This window comes from Parasphingorhabdus sp. W113 (assembly GCF_055693205.1).
Map to the genome: position 1 here is coordinate 585,582 of NZ_CM146328.1, position 19,261 is coordinate 604,842.

The 19,261-nt window shown below is 61.2% G+C and carries 22 protein-coding genes; all 22 read left to right on the top strand.

What is annotated here, in order from left to right; genetic code table 11:
• The first annotated feature begins 99 nt into the window (after positions 1–99).
• The 22 genes from ACZ1GS_RS02740 to ACZ1GS_RS02845 all read left to right on the top strand — a co-directional run bounded on the left by ACZ1GS_RS02740 (position 100) and on the right by ACZ1GS_RS02845 (position 19,085).
• Positions 100–492 carry a hypothetical protein gene (locus tag ACZ1GS_RS02740; RefSeq protein WP_472696963.1) on the top strand — a complete coding sequence of 131 codons (393 nt, stop codon included), beginning with the start codon at positions 100–102 and terminating at the stop codon, positions 490–492.
• Positions 443–3,562 carry an autotransporter outer membrane beta-barrel domain-containing protein gene (locus tag ACZ1GS_RS02745; RefSeq protein WP_472696964.1) on the top strand — a complete coding sequence of 1,040 codons (3,120 nt, stop codon included), beginning with the start codon at positions 443–445 and terminating at the stop codon, positions 3,560–3,562. The genes ACZ1GS_RS02740 and ACZ1GS_RS02745 overlap by 50 nt, the downstream gene beginning before the upstream one ends.
• A gap of 317 nt (positions 3,563–3,879) precedes the next feature.
• The gene (locus ACZ1GS_RS02750) at positions 3,880–4,431 is read left to right on the top strand and encodes a hypothetical protein (protein ID WP_472696965.1); all 552 of its coding nucleotides are present in this window, start codon (positions 3,880–3,882) and stop codon (positions 4,429–4,431) included.
• The gene (locus ACZ1GS_RS02755) at positions 4,421–5,776 is read left to right on the top strand and encodes a DNA-packaging protein (RefSeq protein ID WP_472696966.1); all 1,356 of its coding nucleotides are present in this window, start codon (positions 4,421–4,423) and stop codon (positions 5,774–5,776) included. Before ACZ1GS_RS02750 ends, ACZ1GS_RS02755 begins: the two co-directional genes overlap by 11 nt.
• A 564-nt stretch (positions 5,777–6,340) precedes the next feature.
• On the top strand, positions 6,341–7,492 hold the full coding sequence (locus ACZ1GS_RS02760) for a phage portal protein (protein WP_472696967.1): 1,152 nt from the start codon (positions 6,341–6,343) through the stop codon (positions 7,490–7,492).
• 108 nt (positions 7,493–7,600) lie between these two features.
• Complete coding sequence (locus tag ACZ1GS_RS02765; RefSeq protein WP_472696968.1) at positions 7,601–7,909, top strand: DUF6127 family protein; 309 nt, start codon at positions 7,601–7,603, stop codon at positions 7,907–7,909.
• Positions 7,906–8,316: an HK97 family phage prohead protease gene (locus ACZ1GS_RS02770; protein WP_472696969.1), complete on the top strand. Its 411-nt coding sequence runs from the start codon at positions 7,906–7,908 to the stop codon at positions 8,314–8,316. Before ACZ1GS_RS02765 ends, ACZ1GS_RS02770 begins: the two co-directional genes overlap by 4 nt.
• A gap of 83 nt (positions 8,317–8,399) precedes the next feature.
• Positions 8,400–9,608 (top strand): phage major capsid protein, encoded by a 1,209-nt coding sequence (locus ACZ1GS_RS02775; RefSeq protein ID WP_472696970.1) that lies wholly within the window; start codon positions 8,400–8,402, stop codon positions 9,606–9,608.
• Between the two features lie 48 nt (positions 9,609–9,656).
• Positions 9,657–10,226, top strand: a complete 570-nt coding sequence (locus ACZ1GS_RS02780) for a head-tail connector protein (RefSeq protein WP_472696971.1) — start codon at positions 9,657–9,659, stop codon at positions 10,224–10,226.
• Complete coding sequence (locus tag ACZ1GS_RS02785; RefSeq protein WP_472696972.1) at positions 10,223–10,567, top strand: phage head completion protein; 345 nt, start codon at positions 10,223–10,225, stop codon at positions 10,565–10,567. Before ACZ1GS_RS02780 ends, ACZ1GS_RS02785 begins: the two co-directional genes overlap by 4 nt.
• Positions 10,564–10,782, top strand: a complete 219-nt coding sequence (locus ACZ1GS_RS02790; RefSeq protein ID WP_472696973.1) for a hypothetical protein — start codon at positions 10,564–10,566, stop codon at positions 10,780–10,782. The genes ACZ1GS_RS02785 and ACZ1GS_RS02790 overlap by 4 nt, the downstream gene beginning before the upstream one ends.
• Positions 10,779–11,177: a DUF3168 domain-containing protein gene (locus tag ACZ1GS_RS02795; protein WP_472696974.1), complete on the top strand. Its 399-nt coding sequence runs from the start codon at positions 10,779–10,781 to the stop codon at positions 11,175–11,177. Before ACZ1GS_RS02790 ends, ACZ1GS_RS02795 begins: the two co-directional genes overlap by 4 nt.
• A 38-nt stretch (positions 11,178–11,215) precedes the next feature.
• The gene (locus ACZ1GS_RS02800; RefSeq protein WP_472696975.1) at positions 11,216–11,623 is read left to right on the top strand and encodes a phage tail tube protein; all 408 of its coding nucleotides are present in this window, start codon (positions 11,216–11,218) and stop codon (positions 11,621–11,623) included.
• Positions 11,616–11,930 (top strand): gene transfer agent family protein, encoded by a 315-nt coding sequence (locus ACZ1GS_RS02805; RefSeq protein ID WP_472696976.1) that lies wholly within the window; start codon positions 11,616–11,618, stop codon positions 11,928–11,930. Before ACZ1GS_RS02800 ends, ACZ1GS_RS02805 begins: the two co-directional genes overlap by 8 nt.
• Positions 11,931–11,964: 34 nt before the next feature.
• Positions 11,965–12,186, top strand: coding sequence for a phage tail assembly chaperone (locus tag ACZ1GS_RS02810; RefSeq protein ID WP_472696977.1), 222 nt, complete (start codon positions 11,965–11,967; stop codon positions 12,184–12,186).
• Entirely contained in the window at positions 12,179–12,766 is a 588-nt protein-coding gene (locus tag ACZ1GS_RS02815) for a tail tape measure protein (protein ID WP_472696978.1), read from the top strand. Before ACZ1GS_RS02810 ends, ACZ1GS_RS02815 begins: the two co-directional genes overlap by 8 nt.
• 2 nt (positions 12,767–12,768) lie before the next feature.
• On the top strand, positions 12,769–15,123 hold the full coding sequence (locus ACZ1GS_RS02820) for a DUF2460 domain-containing protein (RefSeq protein WP_472696979.1): 2,355 nt from the start codon (positions 12,769–12,771) through the stop codon (positions 15,121–15,123).
• Positions 15,120–15,941, top strand: a complete 822-nt coding sequence (locus ACZ1GS_RS02825) for a DUF2163 domain-containing protein (protein ID WP_472696980.1) — start codon at positions 15,120–15,122, stop codon at positions 15,939–15,941. The genes ACZ1GS_RS02820 and ACZ1GS_RS02825 overlap by 4 nt, the downstream gene beginning before the upstream one ends.
• Positions 15,938–16,354: a peptidoglycan endopeptidase gene (locus ACZ1GS_RS02830; RefSeq protein ID WP_472696981.1), complete on the top strand. Its 417-nt coding sequence runs from the start codon at positions 15,938–15,940 to the stop codon at positions 16,352–16,354. The genes ACZ1GS_RS02825 and ACZ1GS_RS02830 overlap by 4 nt, the downstream gene beginning before the upstream one ends.
• Entirely contained in the window at positions 16,355–16,744 is a 390-nt protein-coding gene (locus ACZ1GS_RS02835) for a hypothetical protein (protein ID WP_472696982.1), read from the top strand.
• Between the two features lie 61 nt (positions 16,745–16,805).
• Positions 16,806–18,563 carry a phage tail protein gene (locus ACZ1GS_RS02840; RefSeq protein ID WP_472696983.1) on the top strand — a complete coding sequence of 586 codons (1,758 nt, stop codon included), beginning with the start codon at positions 16,806–16,808 and terminating at the stop codon, positions 18,561–18,563.
• Positions 18,564–18,632: 69 nt separating this feature from the next.
• Entirely contained in the window at positions 18,633–19,085 is a 453-nt protein-coding gene (locus tag ACZ1GS_RS02845) for a DUF2793 domain-containing protein (protein ID WP_472696984.1), read from the top strand.
• Positions 19,086–19,261 lie beyond the last annotated feature (176 nt).

Here is a 19,261-nt window from a genome sequence, read left to right on the forward strand (position 1 = left end):
GAATTGGAGCGGATTAAATTGGCTCTCTAAAGGCTGTTTCAGCTGATCGGCATTCCCGTTCGTCCAGCGCATTTTACAACCTTTTGGAGATAGAAGATCATGACCCCCGAATCCAACCCGACCGGAACATTTAACCGTTCCGCTTCCCAATCCCTGCCGCTGCGCTATGCGGTTTCGGCAGCGGCTATCGTCATTGCGATGGTGGCGGTGCCGGCTCAGGCACAGCAGATCATCAATGACGGGGATATGATGACCGTCACCAGTGGCGCGGATGGTGAAACCATTACCGCCGGCCTGGGTGTCACAAGCGAGGTCACCGGTGCGCCGGTCGTGGTTATTGCCAATGACGCGGTAACCGTTGCGAATGACGGCACGTTGCGCACCACCGGTGTGACTCAGACAATCCAGGTCAATCAGGGCACGACCGGCACCATCATCAACAATGGTGCAACCGGCCTGCTGGAAGCCGATCTCGCGGGTTGTCAATTTTGACGGCAGCGATGCGACGTTGAACAATGACGGGATCATTCGCGGCACCGCGAGCCAGCGCAATGGCGCCGTCTACGGCAACCGCACATCCAACAATATCGCGATCAACAACGGCGCAACCGGCATCATCGATGCCGGCGTTGAAGGCGCGGCGATCGCGATTGAAGTCGGCGGTGGTGGCGCGCCTCGCAGCGGTGCCATTGTCAACGCGGGTACCATTCAAGGACGCGGTCAAGCAGCACCTGCCGGTGGAACAGCCGGTGACGGATTGCGCTTTTTTGGTCCCGGACTGGCCCCGCAATATGTCTATAATGGTGCCATCACAAATAGCGGTAGCATTGCTTCGGAATCGAATCAGGGTCCGGTGGCTGGCATCCGTTTTGCCAACCGTATCGGGTTTCAGGGCACGCTCGACAATAGCGGGACGATTTCCGGGGCCAATAACGGCCTCTATTTCGGAAACGATGCCGATCATGCTGGCGGTATTGTCAACAATAGCGGGACGATTTCCTCGGACAGCCGCGCATTGAATATCGATGGCACGGGATTGGTGGTCAACAATAGCGGAGCGATTATCGGTACCGGCAATCAGCGCAACGGCACCGTCTATGCGGACAGCACGGCGCAAGATTTCACGCTGAACAATGACGGCGTGATTGATGCCGGTGCAGGATTGGAAGGCGCTGGCTTTTCGGTTGAGCTTTCGGCGGCAGGCAATGACTTTGCCATCGATAACAGCGGTACGATTCAGGGGCGCGGCACCGCCGGTGCCGGGGCCACAACGGCTGGCGATGGCGTGCGCTTCGAGCGTCAGCGTGTTGCAGGCGCGTTGGACGGCAGCAGTTCCGGCCTGTTCACTGGCACGGTGACCAATAGCGGAACCATCGACAGCGAAGGTGATAGCGGCACCACTGCCGGCATTCGTTTCGTCAATGGCGTCTCCTTTTCGGGCACCATCGACAACCAGGCGGGCGGTACGATTTCAGGCGTTCAGAACGGCCTGTATTTCGGCAACGCCACACCCGCAGGCGGCGGTGAGTTCACCGGCGCTGTGGTCAATAATGCCGGGACGATTTCGTCCGGCAGCCGCGCATTGAATATCGATGGCACCGGATTGGTGGTCAACAATAGCGGTGCGATTATCGGTACCGGCAATCAGCGCAACGGCACCGTCTATGCCGATGGCACCGCCAATAACTTCACCCTGAACAATCTCGCCGGCGGTATCATTGATGCCGGTTCCGGGAATCAGGGGGCGGGCGTATCGCTGCAACTTGGCAATGCCGATGGGGCCATCCGGACGATCTCGCTGACCAATGCGGGAACGATTAGCGGTCGCGGCGATGCTCTGGCATCCGGTGCGACGGCCGGTTTGCGGTTGTTCAACGGTGCCGGTGCCGGGACCAGTGTCACGGTCAATGGCGACATTGCCAATAGCGGCACGATCACGGCGGAGACCGCTCCGGCTCTGTTGATTGAAAATGTCAATTTCACGGGCAATTTCACTAACAGCGGCACCTTGACCGGTCTGCAATCGGTCGATGCGTCGACGGCCTTGGGCGGATTGACCTTCGTTCAAAATGGCGGCGCCCTCAATGGTGACTTTATCGGTTCTGCATTTGCCGACAGTCTGGCCTTCGCCAGCGGTTCGTCGACTTTGGCTGGCGACATCCAGGGCGGTGTTGACGTGACCGTTGCCAGTGGCGCCGCGCTGGCCGTTTCCGGCAATCGGGCCGTGGATGGGACCTTCGCTGCCGATGGCACGCTGCGGTTCGAACTGGGCAGTGACAGTCTGGCCATTGCGGGTGACAGCAGCTTCGGAGCCGACAGCGTGATCACGATCGAAACCCCGACCGACATCGCGAACCTTACGGTTGGTGCGCCGATCAGCGTGATATCCGAGACCGGCACATTCACCGACAATGGCTTGACCGTCAATCTGATCGATGACGACTTCTTGCTGGATTACACGGTGCAGCTGGGTTCAGTGGCTGTCACGCCGATCGCTGCCGACTTGTCCGCGGTCAGTGCTGATGCCAATATCTCCGCCTTTGGCAGCGCACTCACTACCGCCTTGTCCAACAATCGCCTGACTGGCGACGTGGCCAACAGCCTGAACGGTTCGGCTGATGCCGCGGCGTTTGAGGCATCGGCGCTGAGTTTGTTGCCGGCGATCAACGACGGTGTGGTGCGGGAAATATTTGAAACCCAGCGCTTTTCCAGTTCCTTGCTTTCGAGCCGATTGAACGGGGCGGAAACCGGGCTTTGGGGTCAGGCCTTTTTCCGGACGTCTGACCGGGATGCGCAAAGTCTCAGCGCGGTCGGCTATGATGGCGATGCTCTGGGCTTCACACTTGGGCTCGACACGCCAGTGAACGAGGCGCTGACGGTTGGTCTGTTGTTGAACTATTCCGATATCGATGTCGATTCAGAGGGTTCTGTGGGCGCACAAAGCGACGTTAACAGTTTCCAGATTTCCGGTTATGCCGGCCTGGATCTTGGCGCTGCCTTTGTGAATGCGGAACTGGGTTATTCGTTCAACAATGTCGATAATCGTCGCAACGGCGTGACCGGTCTGATCTCCAGTGAAACGGATGTCGATGGCCTTATTGCGGCGGTTAATGGCGGCTATACGCTGGAAACCGGAGCCTTCTCGATCACCCCTCATGCCGGACTGCGTTATGCCAGTCTCTCGCAGGATGGCGTGACCGAGACCGGTGGTCTGGGTTTGACCCTCGATACGGATCGGACCGACTTCCTTGAAGGCACATTGGGCCTGCGGATTGCCGGTACCGGCGATGACAGCAAGGATCTGTCGATCATCCCCTATGCGAATATCGCCTATGTCTATGATTTCATTGGCGATGGTCTGGGTGTGAACGGCAGCTTCAACGGCGGTCTCGACACCTTCCGTCTCACTACAGTCGAACCGGCTCAATCGCGTTTCGACCTCGGCGCCGGATTGAACCTTGTCAACAAAGGCGGGTTCAGCATTGGCGCTGAATATCAGGGGCGTTTTGCTTCGGATTACCAATCTCACTCAGGAAACATTCGGGTCCGCTTTGCTTTCTAGTCGAAGCGTTATGATCGTCCTGAGAGAGGAACGGGGGACCGGCTGGTGTCAGACACCAGCCGGTTTTTCCGTATCTGTGTCCTGAAAAAGCCCGGTTTGACCGCCCTTGTGGCGTGTAGAAACAGAATACAACTAACCAGATAGGCACAAATAGCTTGACATCGTCACGCTATATAGGTACATATTGCAACCATAGAGAAATTGTGATTCGGGCCGAGCGGCGCTGAACCAGGGTGATCCCGATGGGATAGCCATGGGTCAGCGCCCCGGCCCTTTTTATTGCCCGCGGTCGAAGTGATCCGGGTCAGGGGACAGATATGGCAGACACACAGAAAGACATTGAAACTGAAACGCGAACCGATCCCCGCGCCGATTATCACATCGCGCGGCGGGCGGTGTTTCTGGAACATCTCGCGATCACATCAAACATCCGGGAGTCCGCTGCCATTGCGGGGATTGCCTCGGGCACCCTGTACCGGTGGAAGCAAAATGATCCCGATTTTGAGGTTGCCTGGATGAAGGCGCTCGCGGCGGGCTATCAATTGCTTGAGATGGAAATGCTCGAACGCGCCCGGAAAGGGGTTGAACGGAAGATCTTCTATCATGGCAAGCTGATCGAGACGGTGCGCGACTATGATCATAAAACCGCGCTCAGCCTGTTGCGTTTGCATAAGGAAACGGTGGCGCTGGTTCGTGCAGCGCGGGCAGAACTGTCCGCTCAACCGGAACCGGCCGCGGACACGCTTGATGAAAAGCTGAAGCGGATCAATCGGCGTTTGCGCACGTTCCAGGCCGAGCAACGTCAGGATCCGGGAACCCAAAATGGGTTGCAGCGCGACGAAAGGAACGGTGCTGCGCATGGTCCATGATATCAAAACGGCGACCGAAATCGGCGCACTGAACGACGATGAACGCGCGTTTTACCTGAGCCTGATGGATCGCGAAATGCGCCGCGAATATGAAACTGCGTGGCATTATTGGGCGCGGGAAGAGCAGCGGGCACCGGCTGGCGACTGGAACCTGTGGCTGATCCTGGCTGGCCGCGGTTTTGGCAAGACCCGCGCGGGGGCGGAATGGGTTCGCGCTATTGCCGAGGCCGACAGCAACGCACGTTTTGCGCTGGTCGGCGCCAATTTTGCCGAAACCCGGATGGTGATGGTCGAGGGCGAGAGCGGTTTGTTGTCAATTGCGCCGCCACAAACCCGGCCACTATGGGAACCGTCGCTGAAACGGCTGCGCTGGGCGAGCGGGGCCGAAGCCTATCTTTATTCGGCAGCGGAGCCGGACGGGCTGCGCGGACCGCAGCATAGCCACGCGTGGAGCGATGAAATCGCGAAATGGACCAATAATGCCGGGCAGGCTCAAGCGACATGGGATAATCTCAAAATGGGGCTACGGCTGGGCCGTGCGCCGAAAATAGCAGCGACGACCACGCCCAGACCGGTGCCATTGGTGCGCGCACTGATCAGCGGTAGCGGCAACGGCACCGTGATCACGCGCGGCCGGACCCAGGACAATATCGCCAACCTGCCGGCGGCCTTCATCAAGGTGATGGAAGCCGATTATGGCGGGACCCGGCTCGGTCGGCAGGAGCTTGATGGTGAACTGATCGCCGATCTCGAAGGGGCCTTGTGGACACGGGCGATGCTGGAGGCCTGCCTTATGGGGCAAAGGGACATAGCTCCAGACCGTCGCGATATTCCGCCGGAATGGAACCGGGTTGTCATCGGTGTTGATCCACCCGCGTCGCATAGCGGTGACGCTTGTGGGATCATCGTCGCGGCTTTGCGGAGGGATAATAAGGCGGTAGTGCTGGCGGACGAAAGCGTCGAAAAGGCCAGCCCTGAAACATGGGCAAAAGCGGTGGCCGAGGCGGCCCGGATCTGGGCTGCGGATCGGGTGATTGCAGAGGCCAATCAGGGCGGCGCGATGGTCAAGGCGGTGTTGCATGCGGCGGATATTTCGCTGCCGGTCCGCCTGGTTCATGCCTCACGCGGCAAGGTGGCCCGGGCGGAACCGGTGGCGGCGCTGTATGAATCCGGCCGGGTTTTCCACGCCAGCGGGTTTCCGCGCCTCGAGGACGAACTGTGCGGATTGCTGATCGGTGGTGGCTATGAAGGGCCAGGCCGATCCCCCGACCGCGCCGACGCGCTGGTCTATGCGCTGACCGAACTGATGCTGCGGCGAAAGCGGGAGCCGCGGTTGCGGGTGTGAGGCTGGGGAGGGAGAGGGAGTCTTTATTTTACCTCAGGCGCCGGGATTCTTTATTAGACCTCAGGCGCCGGGCGCGGGCACCGCCCGCTTGGCTTTCCTCGCATAAGCTCGGGCGCGCAGTCGCGCTTGCCTCGCTGCGCTCGGTAGAAACCCTCCAGACTGGCACCAAAACCGACGCACCGCGTCGGCAAGGCCGACCGGCCGTCGCGCCTACTGGCGCGTAGCCAAGGCGACGGATGTCGCCGCCCGGCGTTTGAGGTCCAAAAAGAATCTCGCGCGCAACACCTGCTACCGCCGAAGGAAACACCAAACCGACGCGCAGCGGAGGCAAGGCCGACAGGCCGCCGCGCCTACTGGCGCGATAGCCAAGGCGACGGATGTCGCCGCCCGGCGTTTTAGGTCCACAAAAGAATCCCGCTGGCAACACCCGCTACCACCGAAGGAAAAACCAAACCGAGCGCAGTGAGGCAAGGCCGACTGGCCGCCGCGCCTACTGGCGCGATAGCCAAGCGGGCGGATGCCCGCGCCCGGCGCTTGAGGTTAAGTAAAAAAGGATATCACAACATGAAATTCTGGGACAATCTGACTCTCGCCTTCAAAGGTGGGGGCAACCGTGTGACCGGGGCAAAGCGGCCCGCTTTGGGGCGCAGTTTTCTTGGATGTTATGGCGGAGTCACGCTCGATCGGGAAACCCCGTTTTCCTATCAGACCGCAGTCCGCGACGCCTATCTCGAAAACGCCATTGCCCAACGCGCGGTCCGGATTGTCGCCGAAGCGGTCAGCCAGGCGCCTCTAAATTCCGTACAGGGTAACGTGATGGCCTTGCTGCGGGGCAGCGGCACCGGACAGGCATTGATCGAAACGGTCGCGGCACATCTGCTGCTTCATGGTAACAGTTATGTGCAGATCATTACGGGTTTGGAGAGCCAGCCTGTCGAACTGTTTGCGCTGCGCCCCGATCGGGTCACGGTTGACGCCGACGGGCGGGGCTGGCCAGCGGCCTATGTCTATCGCGCGGGCGATCATGTCACCCGCTTTCCCGCACAAGATGCGGCCGGGCGGGCCGCCATCATCCATATCAAGGCGTTCCATCCGGTTGACGATCATTACGGGCTCGGCTGTCTCGGAGCGGCGGTCAAGGCCGTGGCGATCCACAATGCCGCGGCGCGCTGGAACCGGGCGCTGCTCGACAACGCCGCCCGGCCATCGGGCGCGCTGGTCTATGATCCCGGTGCCGATGGATCGGCGCTGACAGCGGACCAGTTTGATCGCCTGAAAGCCGAGATGGAAGAGAGTTTTTCAGGCCTCGCCAATGCCGGCCGGCCGATGTTGCTGGAAGGCGGCCTGTCCTGGCAGGCGATGAGCATGACACCGTCAGATATGGATTTTGTCGCGCTCAAGGCCGCCGCCGCCCGAGAGATCGCGCTGGCCTTCGGAGTACCGCCCATGCTGCTCGGTCTGCCGGGGGACAATAGCTATGCCAATTACCGCGAAGCCAATCGTGCGCTCTGGCGGCTGACGATCCTGCCGCTGGCGGGGAAGATATACGACAGCCTGACCGGCGCGCTGAACGACTGGTGGCCGGATCTGAAACTGGAAGTTGACCGCGATCAAATCCCCGCCCTGTCGGAAGAACGCGAGCGACTGTGGAAACAGGCCTGTGAAGCCGATTTCCTGACCGACGACGAAAAGCGCAAGATGGTTGGATTGGCGTGACGGGGAGGAAGAGGAGAAGGAGGAGGAGTTTTTATTAGACCTCAGGCGCCGGGAGGCGACGGATGTCGCCGCCCGGCGCTTGAGGTCCAAAAAGAAGGAACCAAATCGATGCAAAATGAAGAAATGCTTGCGCGGCTGATTGCGCAGGCCGAGGGCGATGGCGCGGATCTTGTGACGCTCCGGGCGATTGTCGAGGAAGCGACTGACAGCGGGGCGGAGCGAGTGCTCGACCGGCTCGGTCTGGCGGATCCCAAGGCGGAAGGCGATATTGATGCCTTGCGTGAATTGCTCGGCGCCTGGCGCGATGCCAAAGCCAGCGCCTGGAAAGCGGTGATCACCTGGGTGGTGCGCGCCGCGCTGGCGCTGTTGCTGGTCGGCCTGGCGATGCGGCTCGGCTTGGGCAATCTCGTGACATGAGCGTGCATCCTGCGACCCTGCGCTTTGCCGGCTATGCCGCGATATTCAATCGGCTCGACCGCGGCGGCGATATCATTCGGCCCGGTGCGTTTGGATCGCTCGCCGAAGGCCTGTCGCTGCCGTTGCTCTGGCAGCATGATCCGGTCCGACGGATCGGGACGATCACCTATGCCCGCGAAGATGCCAGCGGCTTGCGCGTGATCGGCATGGTGGACGGGGCGTCCCGCGCCGGGCGCTCGGCCATTGCCGCCATGCTGGACGGCGCGCTCCGCGGGCTGAGCTTTGGCTATCGCGTGCAACAGATGCGAGGCGATCAGCCGCGCCTGTTATGCGCGCTGGATGTGGCCGAGATTTCATTGGTTGACCGGCCGATGCAACCGCTGGCCCAAGTGCTGCGCCTCGCCTGACCAATTCCCCCCATTTACCAACCCTGCAATTACCGTCGCCGTCCCGATTGGGGCGGCTTTACTCTCGACCTGAAAGGACTGACATGACTGACCTTCCCCCAATATCCGAAATCCCCGCTGTGCTCGAAACCAAGGCTGATCCTCTCGAAGCCAGCTTTGAAGAAGCAGTGCCATCGACCCAGAGCGAACAGCCGGACGCCAGCGTCGCGGCGATCCGCAAGGATGTCGATGGCCTGCAGGCCCAGATGGCGGACATCTCCAAAGCCTCTGCCCGGCCCGTGCTGGCGGGCAATGCCGATGGCGTCAAAGGTTTGACCCGGTCAGCCTCGGCGCGCGATTTTACCGCAAAATATCTCCGCAGCGGCGATCATAGCGGGATCGAGAAGAAGAGCTTTTCCGGGGCGTCCGGTCCCGATGGCGGCTATGCGGTGCCGGAGGAACTCGACGCGCTGATCGGCCGGACCCTGACCGACCGGTCGCCGATCCGGTCGATCGCGACGGTCGTCCAGACCGGCACGGCGGGCTATCGCAAGCTGGTGACCACCGGCGGCACCCCCTCTGGCTGGGTCAGCGAAACCGCCGGACGGCCGGAAACGGATACGCCGGTCTTCAACGAAATCGCGCCGCCTTCTGGTGAGCTTTATGCCAATCCGGCGGCGTCCCAGCGGATGCTGGATGATGCGGCCTTTGACGTCGAGGCGTGGCTGGCCGACGAAATCGCGCGGGAATTTGCCCAAGCCGAAGGCGCTGCCTTTGTAAGCGGTTCCGGGCTCAATCAGCCGCGTGGGTTCCTCAATGGCGCGGTAACCGACGAACCCGACGACATCCGCAGCTTCGGCACATTGCAATATGTGCCAACCGGCGCCACCGGGGGCTTTGCCGGTGCCGATGGCGAGGATGCGCTGGTCGACCTGGTCCACACGCTGCGGCCCGCCTATCGGCAAGGCGCATCGTTTGTCATGAACAGCGCGACACTGGCCCAGATCCGCAAGTTCAAGACCGCCGATGGCGCCTTTCTGTGGCAGGCGTCGCTGGCGTCGGGGCAACCGGACCGGCTGCTTGGCTATCCGGTGATCGAGGCCGAGGACATGCCTGATATCGGGGCAGACAGTCTGGCGGTCGCCTTTGGCAATTTTCGCGCCGGCTATCTCATCGCAGAGCGCAGCGCGACGCGGATCTTGCGCGATCCGTTCACCAACAAGCCGTTTGTCCATTTCTATGCCACCAAGCGGGTCGGCGGGCAGGTGATGAACAGCGAAGCGATCAAGCTGCTCCAGTTCAGCGCCAGCTAGGCCCTGACCGCACCGCCCCATTCCCCCGAAGCGAAAGGACACGTTCCCGTGAGCCCTCCCTCTGAATATTCAACCGCCAATTTCCTCGCCAATCCACCGCCTGTCCCGGACAGTGCAGTGGATGCGGTCAAGACGTTTCTGCGTCTCGAACATGATCAGGATGATGACGCGCTGCGATCGTTTCTGGCCAGTGCGATGGTTCTCTGTGCCGGGTTTACGGGACGTGTTCTGATCCATCAGGATTATCGCGAGCGGTTGGCCCGCAGCCGAAACTGGCAGAAGCTGCGCCATCAACCGGTACAGGCGATCACTGCCGTGGAGGCGGTGACCGCTGATGGGCAGGGCGCGGTGCTGGCGGCCGGCGACTATGCGCTCGACATTGACAGCAGTGGCGCCGGCTGGGTGAAGATCGGCGCGGCCAACCGGGCCACCCGGTTTCGGGTGACCTACCAGGCCGGCCTGGCGGCGGCATGGGATGATCTCCCGGCCAATTTGCGCCAGGGGATCATCCGGCTGGCCGGGCATCTCCATGCGCATCGCGATGCGCCGGATGCCGCTGGACCGCCGCGCGCGGTCACCGCCCTGTGGCAACCCCATCGCCGGGTCCGGATGACATGATTGACCGTGCAAAACCAGGCGAATTTGCCGGACGGTTGCGGGAACGCATTCATATCACCCGGCCGGGACCGGGGCGCGATGCTTCCGCTTCCGCGGATGGGGCGATGGTTCCGGTCGGCGATTTCTGGGCGGCGATGGTGCCGCTCGGACCGGGTGCCAGCACCGCAGCGGACAGCCGGACCGCCCTGCCGCGATGGTGCTGCACGGTTCGGCAAACCCCGCTCGTCAAGCCCGGCGACCAGTTGCGATGGGGCGCCCGCATGATGACCATCCACAGCGTGCTGACCGACCACCGGCTGATTCCGAGGACCATTATCGAGGCGGAGGAAAACCGATCATGAGACATCTTGCCAAACGCGCCGAGCAGCGCGCCGAAGCGGCCGTGGAAACGGCGGTGATTGATCTGCAGGCCGAATTGCAGGACAGCCTGCCACCATCGATCACAGTGTCACGAAACGATGCGCAGGTGATCGTGTCCGGGCGTCATGTGCAAAGCCGGATCGCGCATCATGATGATCTGCGCGATATCGCTTTTCTGATGCGAGCGGCCCGATGACCGGCGCGGTCGAAGCGGTGCAGCGCGCGCTGGTCCGAACGCTGCGCCAGAATGACGCGGTGATGGCAAAGATTACCGGCCTGTTCGATGGTCCGCCCGCGCGGCAGCCGTTTCCCTATATTGCCATGGCCGGCGGTGCGGTGCGGGACTGGAGCCACAAGACCGGTACCGGGCGTGCGCTCAGCCTGGCCATTCACGTCCATGATAACGGGCGGAACGCGCGCCGTCTGCGCTCCATCATGACCGCCGTAGAAGAGGCGCTGGCGGTGGGTCTTGATGCGCCGGATCACTGGCAGATCGTAACCTTCCGGTTCCACCGCAGCCGCCTGATCCGCAAAGCGGATGGGCCGTGGACAGGCCTGATCGAATATCGGGCGCAGGTTTTGAAAAAGTGAAGAATCTTCACCCCCAATCCCCAATAAGGAGAAACATCATGACAGCTGAAAAAGGCAGCGCCTTTCTGTTGAAAATCGGCGACGGGTCCGATCCGGTAAGCTTCAACACAATCGCTGGTTTGCGGACTACACAAATGACGGTCAACGGTGAACCGGTCGTGATCACCAGCAAGGATAGTGGCGGCTGGCGGGAGCTGCTGTCGGGGGCCGGGGTGCGGTCGGTTGCGGTGTCTGGCGCCGGCATATTTACCGGGTCGGACGCCGAAATGCGGATCAAAAACCATGCGCTGGGCGGGGTCATTGATGCCTATGAGCTGAGCTTTGAAGGCGGTGAACGATTGCGCGGCGATTTTCTGGTGTCGCGGCTCGACTATAGCGGCGACTATAATGGCGAGCGCAGTTACACACTGAGCCTCGAAAGTTCCGGCGCGGTGACCCATGTCTGATCCTGCCAATGGCTTGCGCGGAGAAGCCGCAATCCCGGTCGCGGGCCGGACGCTAGTCCTGCGGCCGACCTTTGCCGCGCTGATCGCGGCCGAGGAAGAGCTTGGATCGCTGTTTGATCTGGTGGACCGGGCGGCCAACGGGCGGTTGCTGCTGTCGGAAGTCACCGGCCTGTTCTGGCACGCGATTGCCGACCGGCCCGATGATCTGACGCGCGCGGGGCTCGGCGAAGCGATGATGGCGCTTGGTCTTGCCGGCGTGACTCCCGCGCTGAAAATCGTTCTCAAGCAAATATTGCAGGGCCGGTGAACCCCCATCGCGATCCTCGCTGGGACCTGGTACCATGACCTATCAGCATGAGGATTTTCGGGCTGCCAGTCTGCAATTTTCGGGCCTCGTTCCGGCGGTACTGGGCTGGACACCGGACCAGTTCTGGAACGCAACACCGGCAGAGCTCAACGCCATTTTCAAAGCGATGGTCGATCCGATGGTGACCAACGAAGACCCGCCGCCCTTGTCCCGGCGCCAATTGCAACAACTGACAGAAAGTCTCGACCATGGATGAAGAAATTGAACGGCTGGTGATCGCCATCCGCGCGGATACCGCCGGTTTTGCGCGAGATGTCGATACCATGCAGACGATGATCGACGGGCCGTTGACCCGCGGGGTTGAACGCGCCGGATCCGCTCTGGGCAACAGCCTTAGCCAGGCGATACGACGCGGGTCACTCGATCTCGAGGACCTGCGACGCACCGCCCTGTCGGTGATGGCGGAGATTGCCCAGGCCGCGATCAGCACCGGTCTCGGCGGACTGTTCGGAACCGGCAGGCGGGGGCAAGGTGGCGGCCTGCTGGGTCTCGGGACGTCCATCCTCGGGGCGGCTCTTGGCGCGCCGGGCCGTGCTACCGGCGGACCCGTCACCGCCGGTCGGGCTTATCGGGTGGGTGAACAGGGCCCGGAAACCTTTGTACCAACCGCTGCCGGTCGTATCGAACCGTATGCCGCATCCGCCGCGGTCAATCAGGTCCGCGTGACGATCCATGTGTCCGACCATGGCCGATCGAGCGCACCGGAACAGCTGGAGCGATCGCGTCGCCAGGTGGCGCGCGCCGTCCGTCAGGCGCTAGCGGCCCGGGCGGACTGATCATGGGCTATTGGTTGGCCGCCCGCCGGAATGGGCAGCAATCCGGTTTTATCAATCGTTTTGATCCGCGCTTCTGGACGGTCAATTTTCCCCGACCGATGATGGCATCGGTCGTGACATTGGCGGCCGATGCGCTGCGGGTCGATGCCACCTTCTACACAGCCGATGACCTTGCCGGCCTGATCTGGGAAAGCGAAGACCGGCTGGACCATCCGCTGCTCGCTTATGAAAGCCTGCATGACTATGCCCGGCTGACCCTGCGTTTTCACTGGCGCTCGTCCGGGATCCTGCCGCTGGATGCGGTGCACGGACCGACCCTGACGATTGAAGGGCGCGACGCCGAAGGTGTGCCGCGATCCTGGTATGTGCGGCTGTGGAACTATGCCGAAGGCGATCCGACGGATGCTGATATCACGCTGCCATTTTCTGACCTGGCCGGCGGTTTTCTGCTGCCAGGCGAGGCGGATCCGGTCTATCCTGGCGCGATTGATCGCCTGTTCCTGTCGATTGTTTCCCCCGATTATGACGGCAGCGATACCCCTCTGGCGAAACCTCAAACTGGCTGGGTCGAGATGAGCGCCATCGCGGTCGATGGGCAGGGCGCCGTGCTGGAGGTTGGCGATGTCATGATGCCCGAAAACGGGCTGTCCATGGCCACCGCTTATGACGACAGTTTCAATCAGACCCCCGAACGGTTGCTGCGGTCAATCCGCGCGCTCGGCTATCGCGGGGCGATCAACCATTATGTCGGAATGAGCCATTATTTCCGGCTCGAAGCCAACGGGTCCGGGCTTTATGCCAGCCTGTCGCCGCCGCAGGCTGGAGAAGAATTCGCCGCCATTAATCAACCCTGTGCTGCGTGGCATCGTGACTTGTTCGAGCGGGCCAGGGCGATGGATTTCGAGATCATCCTGTCGCTATCCTATGAATTGTTTGATGCACATTGCTGGAACGACTGGAAACAGCGCGCGGCCAATGGCGACCCGGCGCTGACCGGCTGGGAACCGCCATCGACCTTGCTTTCTCCCACCCATGCCGGAGCCATGGGCTATTTGCAGGCGGTCGCGCGCGCCTTCACGGGCCTCCTGCGCGCGACCGGCGCGGCGATACGGTTCCAGATTGGCGAGCCATGGTGGTGGATCACGCCCGATCACCATATCTGTCTCTATGATCAGGCGGCGCGGGTGGCTTTCGGCGATGATCTGGTGGTTATTGATGATGTGCGCGGGCACAAGACCGCGGCGGAGCAAACGCTGCTCGATCGCGCTGGTGCCATGCTCGCGCAATCGACCGCCGATTTGCTGGCTGCCGTAAAACAGGAAGCGGCTGACGCGCCGGTTGAGACTTTGTTGCTGGCCTATCTGCCCACGGTGCTCGATGCCACCGCACCAGATCTCATGCGGGCCAATCTGCCGACCGACTGGGCTCATCCGGCTTTCGACCGGTTGCAACTGGAAGATTATGACTGGGTGATCACCGGTAATTTTGCGGCGACCGGGCGAGGGATCACACTGGCGACGGAGCGGCTGGCTTATCCTCCGGATCGGCAACATTATTTTGCCGGCTTTGCGCTGCGCTCCAGTGATCGGGCGGTCTGGTCGCAGATGCACGCAGCCATTGCCGCCGCCCGGCAGCGCGCGACGCCAGCGATATTCGTCTGGGCGTTGCCGCAAGTGGCGCGCGATGGTTTTACCTATTTTACCGAAGAGGAGTCCGCCATGGAGGCATTTGATGATGTCCGATTTCCAATCGCAATGGGACAAGCCGCAACTGTTGCTCCACGTTTCTCAACCGGGATTGTCACCACCATGTCGGGTTACGAACAGCGCAACAGTGATTGGGCGGATGCGCGGCTGGAATTTGACGCCGGGCCGGGGGTGCGATCAGAGACCGAGTTGCATCAGCTGATCGCGTTTTTCCGCGCGCGGCGCGGACCGGCGCGGGCGTTTCGTTTCCGGGACCCGTTTGATCACAGTTCCAACGCCATGGTCGCGCCGCCGACCGCCACCGACCAACGACTGGGCACCGGGGATGGGCAGACCACCCGCTTTGCGCTGATCAAGAGCTATGGCGAAGCCGGACAGGCGGGCGGTGATCCGCAAATTCGCCGGATTACCCGGCCGGATCGATCTTCGGTCGTGGTTGCCGTGAACGGACAACTCGAAAGTGCCTGGACCCTGGAACCGGGTGGTGAAATCGCTTTTGCCACGCCACCGGCGGATGGTGACCGGATCAGCGCCGGTTTCCTGTTTGACGTGCCGGTGCGCTTTGCCGATGATCAGCTTGCCGTCAGTCAGGCGACATTTCGGGCTGGCGACATGCCCGAGGTGCGGATGATCGAGGTGCGCGAGCAATGACCGATCGCACCTGGCTCGACCGGCCGGTCACGACCAGCGCCTATGCCTGGCGGCTTGAGCGCGCCGATGGGGTCGCACTCGGGTTTGTGTCGCATGATCGGGACGTGGTGATTGATCATTTCGTCTATCGGGCGACGCCCGGCATTATGCCCTCGTCGCTATCGCTGACCGACTCCCTGGCGTTGGACAGTCTCGATATTAGTGGCGTGCTGGTCAATGCGGCCATTACCGAGAGTGATTTGCGCGCTGGGCGCTGGAATGGCGCGCGGCTGACGGTCAGCCTGATCAACTGGGCCGACCCCGAAGCACCGCCCTTGCCATTGATCAGCGGAGAATTTGGTGAAATTGTTCAGTCCGGCGACAGTTTTCGGGTGGAAGTGCTCGGGCCGACCTCCTTTCTGGATGCCGCCATCGCTCCGGTGACCTCGCCGACCTGTCGTGCGCGCCTCGGAGACCGAGCCTGCAAGATTAACATCAGACGGTATCAGGCGGAATATCTGGTGTCTGAGATCGCAGGTCGCCGCCTAGCATTTCCCGATTTGCAAGGCCGTGCCGCAGAATTTACCGATGGTGCTTTGCGCTGGCTGAGTGGTGTCAATTGCGGTCTGACCAGCGCGATTTTTGACGGCGAAGGCGATCACATCTGGCTGGCGGAATCGCCCATATTGCCGGTCGCCATCGGTGATCGGGCGGAGCTGACGGCGGGCTGTGACAAGAATTTTGCTACCTGCCGCGACCGCTTTGGCAATGCGGTCAATTTTCGGGGAGAACCTCATCTTCCGGGCAATGATTTGCTGACCCGGTATCCAGGGGCATGATGGCGAACGATCGCGAGTTGATTGCGGCCCGGGCCCTGGCCTTGTGCGGAACGCGTTTCCGCCTGCATGGGCGGTGCGCGAAGCAGGGACTGGACTGTATTGGTCTGGTGGCTGAATCGGTCAGGGCGGTCACCGAGCTGCCGGCAATCCCATCCGGTTACCCCTTGCGTGGTGGAGATCCGGCGAGAATTGCCGCTTTTCTGCAAGCCGCCGGCTTTGCCCGACTGGCAACCGCTCGGACGGCGCTGGCCGGAGACATAATCCTGGTGCGGCCGCATCCGGTGCAATTGCATCTGATGATCCGGGTGCCAAACGGGTGGGTTCACGCCCACGCCGGTCTTGGCCGTGTCGTTACGCTACCCGGGGCGGCGCCCTGGCCAGCAATTGCAACCTTTCGTTGGATGGAGAGATAGATGGCAACGCTTGTTCTGACCGCAGTCGGGGCGGCTGTCGGTGGTCCGCTTGGCGGCGCGCTGGGGGCGTTTCTGGGGCAACAGGTCGATCAGAATATCCTGTTCAAACCCCCTGCGCAGCATGGAACGAGACTGGAGGAATTGGCGATCCAGACCTCCAGCTACGGTTCGCAGCTGCCGCGCATTTTCGGTCGGATGCGCGTGGCCGGGTCGGTTATCTGGGCGACTGATCTGAAGGAAAGCGCGCAATCCAGTGGCGGCAAGGGCCGGCCGCGCCACACGAAATACAGCTATTCAGCCAGCTTCGCGGTGGCGCTTTCAAGCCGCTCGATTCTGCGGTATCGGCAGGATCTGGGCCGATGGGAAACTGCTTCGCGGATCGGCGGGTGATTTCAAAACCGCAACCGATTTTCGTTTCTATCCCGGGGACGAGGACCAGGCGGTTGATGGCATGATCGCCAGCGTTGAAGGCGTTCAGGCCAGTCCCGCCTATCGCGGCCTCGCACTGGCGGTTTTCGAGGATATGGACTTGACCGACTATGGCAATCATATTCCGTCCCTGACGATCGAGGTGATCGCCGACAATGGCGCGGTGGCCTTGTCCGAAATTGTGGGCGATATTTCCGATCATCGGGTTCAGTTATCGTCCACCGAAACACTGCATGGCTATGCCGCCGGTGGCCGAAACCGCCGCGATGCGCTGGAGGCGGTGGGAGACCATTTCTCGCTGTCCTACCGCCCCGTCGGGTCCCGCATTCGGGCCTGGTCCCGTCATCATTCTACCGATCAATCGATCACCATTGTGGATGATGACACGATCATGTCGGCTCAAGGCGGTGCCGTCGACCGACAACAGATTGAAACGCAGCCGGAGAGCAAGATCGCACGGCAATATGCCCTGCGCTATTATGAACCGGATCGCGACTATCAATCCGGGCTCCAGATCGCGTTTCGACCGGGCGCAAATCGGACCGAAAGCCACAGCGATTTTCCCGCGGTATTGCCGGGAAACCAAGCCAAGGCGATCGCGCAAGCGCAGCTTTGGGCACTATATCACGAGCGGATTTCCAGCACGCTCAGCCTGTTGAATGGTTCTGCCGATATTCTGCCCGGTTCGCTGGTCCATCTGAGCAATGATGATTCCCGTTGGCATGTGCGGGGCTGGGAATTGCACCGTGGATTCGTGACACTTTCTCTCTCGCAAGCCGCCGATCAACCGCACTTTTCATCTGCTCGGACCGATTTCGGGCGATCGGTTAAAGCCCATGATCACCGCGCTGGTCAGACCCGTTTGGCGCTGGTTGACTTGCCCTTTGCCCTCGCCGTCCCCGGACAGCTTTTGTCAGAACCGCAGATTTACGTAGCCGCGACTGGCGAAACAGGGTGGCGCGGAGCGGAGCTTTATCGGCAGCATACGATCGGCGGCGGCTTGGAACCAATCGGCTCGATCGCCGGGCGCAGCCTTGTCGGTACCGCGTTGCAAGCCATCGCGCCCGCGCCCGCCCATCGCATTGATCGCCGGCAATCGCTGATCGTGCAGCTTCACGATGACCAGATGAGTCTTTCCGGTGCGGACCATGGCGCACTGCTTGCGGGGCATAATCTGGCGGCTCTGGGATCTGAAATTGTTCAATTTGGGCGATCAGACCCCATTGGCGATGGCCGCTATCGCCTGTCAGAGCTGTTTCGTGGGCTTGGCGGAACAGAGGCGGCCATTCAGGGGCATGAGCCGGGCGAAGATTTCATATTGCTGCTGCCCGAACGGCTGACCCCGGTGAATCCACGCTATGTCACGCCTTTTCAGCCGCTTCATATCGCTGCTGTCGGGCGAGAAGATGATGCGCCTGTGATCGCAACCCTCGCGCACCCCGGGCGGGCTTTGCGTCCTTGGTCGCCGGTTCATCCGCGGAGCGTGCAGCGAACGGACGGGGGGTTGCAGATAAGCTGGACTCGGCGCTCGCGGGCCGGTCTTTACTGGCTTGATCACGTAGAAACGCTGCTTGGCGAAGAACAGGAACGGTATCGGCTCACCTTCGCAACTGGAACCGAATTTGAGGCAATCCATGATCTGACGATTCCGGAGCTGCAGTTGGAACCCGGCGTTGTTGCTCAATTGCGGAGCGCCGGTCTGGAACATCTTCCGGTCGCCGTTCAACAGATCGGGCAATTTGCAGCTTCGGATGCTTTGTCTTTTTCCATCCGCATCTAGTCGATCGGACACCCCCGGCGTTCCGGCTGTTCTTGTCTGCGGATATCCGGACTTGTGAAAGGAATATATATGACCGTTCTGAAAACAGACAGGCTTCAATTGCCTTTGTTGGCCGCGGGCCAGGCGCATAAGGAGATTTTTCACAACGAGGCGCTGTTGCTCATTGATTTTCTAATCCATCCGGTGGTTGAAGCGGTCGCGGATGATCCTGCCCTGCTGAACCCGGATCCTGGGCAAAGCTGGCTGATCGGCGGCGCGCCAAAGGCGGAATGGGGCGGACGCACTGGTCAGATTGCCGGCTGGTCCGCGTCTGGTTGGCGCTATGTTTCACCGGTTGCCCAAATGCGTATATCGGTTGCCGACAGTCGCGGGCTCGCGGTTTACGATGGCGCCGAATGGCAGTTTGCCGAAGGGGTCGAGCCCGCCACGGGTGGCGCGAATGTCGACAACGAAGCCCGTGCGGCCATCGAATCGCTGCTCGCGGTTCTGCAAACCATGCGCATTTTGCCCCTAGCCGATTGAAACATGGGGGGAAACTTGCGGCAATTCGCCTTGCCAGACGCACCATATACGCGATTTTTTGATGTAAATCCCCAAAATGGCGACATTTTCGCAACAGTATAACGATTTGTCGACTTGCACTGTTTCAGGGGAGAGGTTACAAAGCGCCGTGAATTCAGAACCTAAATGAGAAGGGG

Coding starts and splice junctions, on each gene's coding strand:
- ACZ1GS_RS02740 (WP_472696963.1), top strand. CDS start 100: ATGACCCCCGAATCCAACCCGACCGGAACATTTAACCGTTCCGCTTCC.
- ACZ1GS_RS02835 (WP_472696982.1), top strand. CDS start 16,355: ATGGCAACGCTTGTTCTGACCGCAGTCGGGGCGGCTGTCGGTGGTCCG.
- ACZ1GS_RS02785 (WP_472696972.1), top strand. CDS start 10,223: ATGATTGACCGTGCAAAACCAGGCGAATTTGCCGGACGGTTGCGGGAA.
- ACZ1GS_RS02800 (WP_472696975.1), top strand. CDS start 11,216: ATGACAGCTGAAAAAGGCAGCGCCTTTCTGTTGAAAATCGGCGACGGG.
- ACZ1GS_RS02760 (WP_472696967.1), top strand. CDS start 6,341: ATGAAATTCTGGGACAATCTGACTCTCGCCTTCAAAGGTGGGGGCAAC.
- ACZ1GS_RS02745 (WP_472696964.1), top strand. CDS start 443: ATGGTGCAACCGGCCTGCTGGAAGCCGATCTCGCGGGTTGTCAATTTT.
- ACZ1GS_RS02825 (WP_472696980.1), top strand. CDS start 15,120: ATGACCGATCGCACCTGGCTCGACCGGCCGGTCACGACCAGCGCCTAT.
- ACZ1GS_RS02810 (WP_472696977.1), top strand. CDS start 11,965: ATGACCTATCAGCATGAGGATTTTCGGGCTGCCAGTCTGCAATTTTCG.
- ACZ1GS_RS02840 (WP_472696983.1), top strand. CDS start 16,806: ATGATCGCCAGCGTTGAAGGCGTTCAGGCCAGTCCCGCCTATCGCGGC.
- ACZ1GS_RS02820 (WP_472696979.1), top strand. CDS start 12,769: ATGGGCTATTGGTTGGCCGCCCGCCGGAATGGGCAGCAATCCGGTTTT.
- ACZ1GS_RS02790 (WP_472696973.1), top strand. CDS start 10,564: ATGAGACATCTTGCCAAACGCGCCGAGCAGCGCGCCGAAGCGGCCGTG.
- ACZ1GS_RS02795 (WP_472696974.1), top strand. CDS start 10,779: ATGACCGGCGCGGTCGAAGCGGTGCAGCGCGCGCTGGTCCGAACGCTG.
- ACZ1GS_RS02805 (WP_472696976.1), top strand. CDS start 11,616: ATGTCTGATCCTGCCAATGGCTTGCGCGGAGAAGCCGCAATCCCGGTC.
- ACZ1GS_RS02815 (WP_472696978.1), top strand. CDS start 12,179: ATGGATGAAGAAATTGAACGGCTGGTGATCGCCATCCGCGCGGATACC.
- ACZ1GS_RS02750 (WP_472696965.1), top strand. CDS start 3,880: ATGGCAGACACACAGAAAGACATTGAAACTGAAACGCGAACCGATCCC.
- ACZ1GS_RS02765 (WP_472696968.1), top strand. CDS start 7,601: ATGCAAAATGAAGAAATGCTTGCGCGGCTGATTGCGCAGGCCGAGGGC.
- ACZ1GS_RS02775 (WP_472696970.1), top strand. CDS start 8,400: ATGACTGACCTTCCCCCAATATCCGAAATCCCCGCTGTGCTCGAAACC.
- ACZ1GS_RS02770 (WP_472696969.1), top strand. CDS start 7,906: ATGAGCGTGCATCCTGCGACCCTGCGCTTTGCCGGCTATGCCGCGATA.
- ACZ1GS_RS02845 (WP_472696984.1), top strand. CDS start 18,633: ATGACCGTTCTGAAAACAGACAGGCTTCAATTGCCTTTGTTGGCCGCG.
- ACZ1GS_RS02755 (WP_472696966.1), top strand. CDS start 4,421: ATGGTCCATGATATCAAAACGGCGACCGAAATCGGCGCACTGAACGAC.
- ACZ1GS_RS02830 (WP_472696981.1), top strand. CDS start 15,938: ATGATGGCGAACGATCGCGAGTTGATTGCGGCCCGGGCCCTGGCCTTG.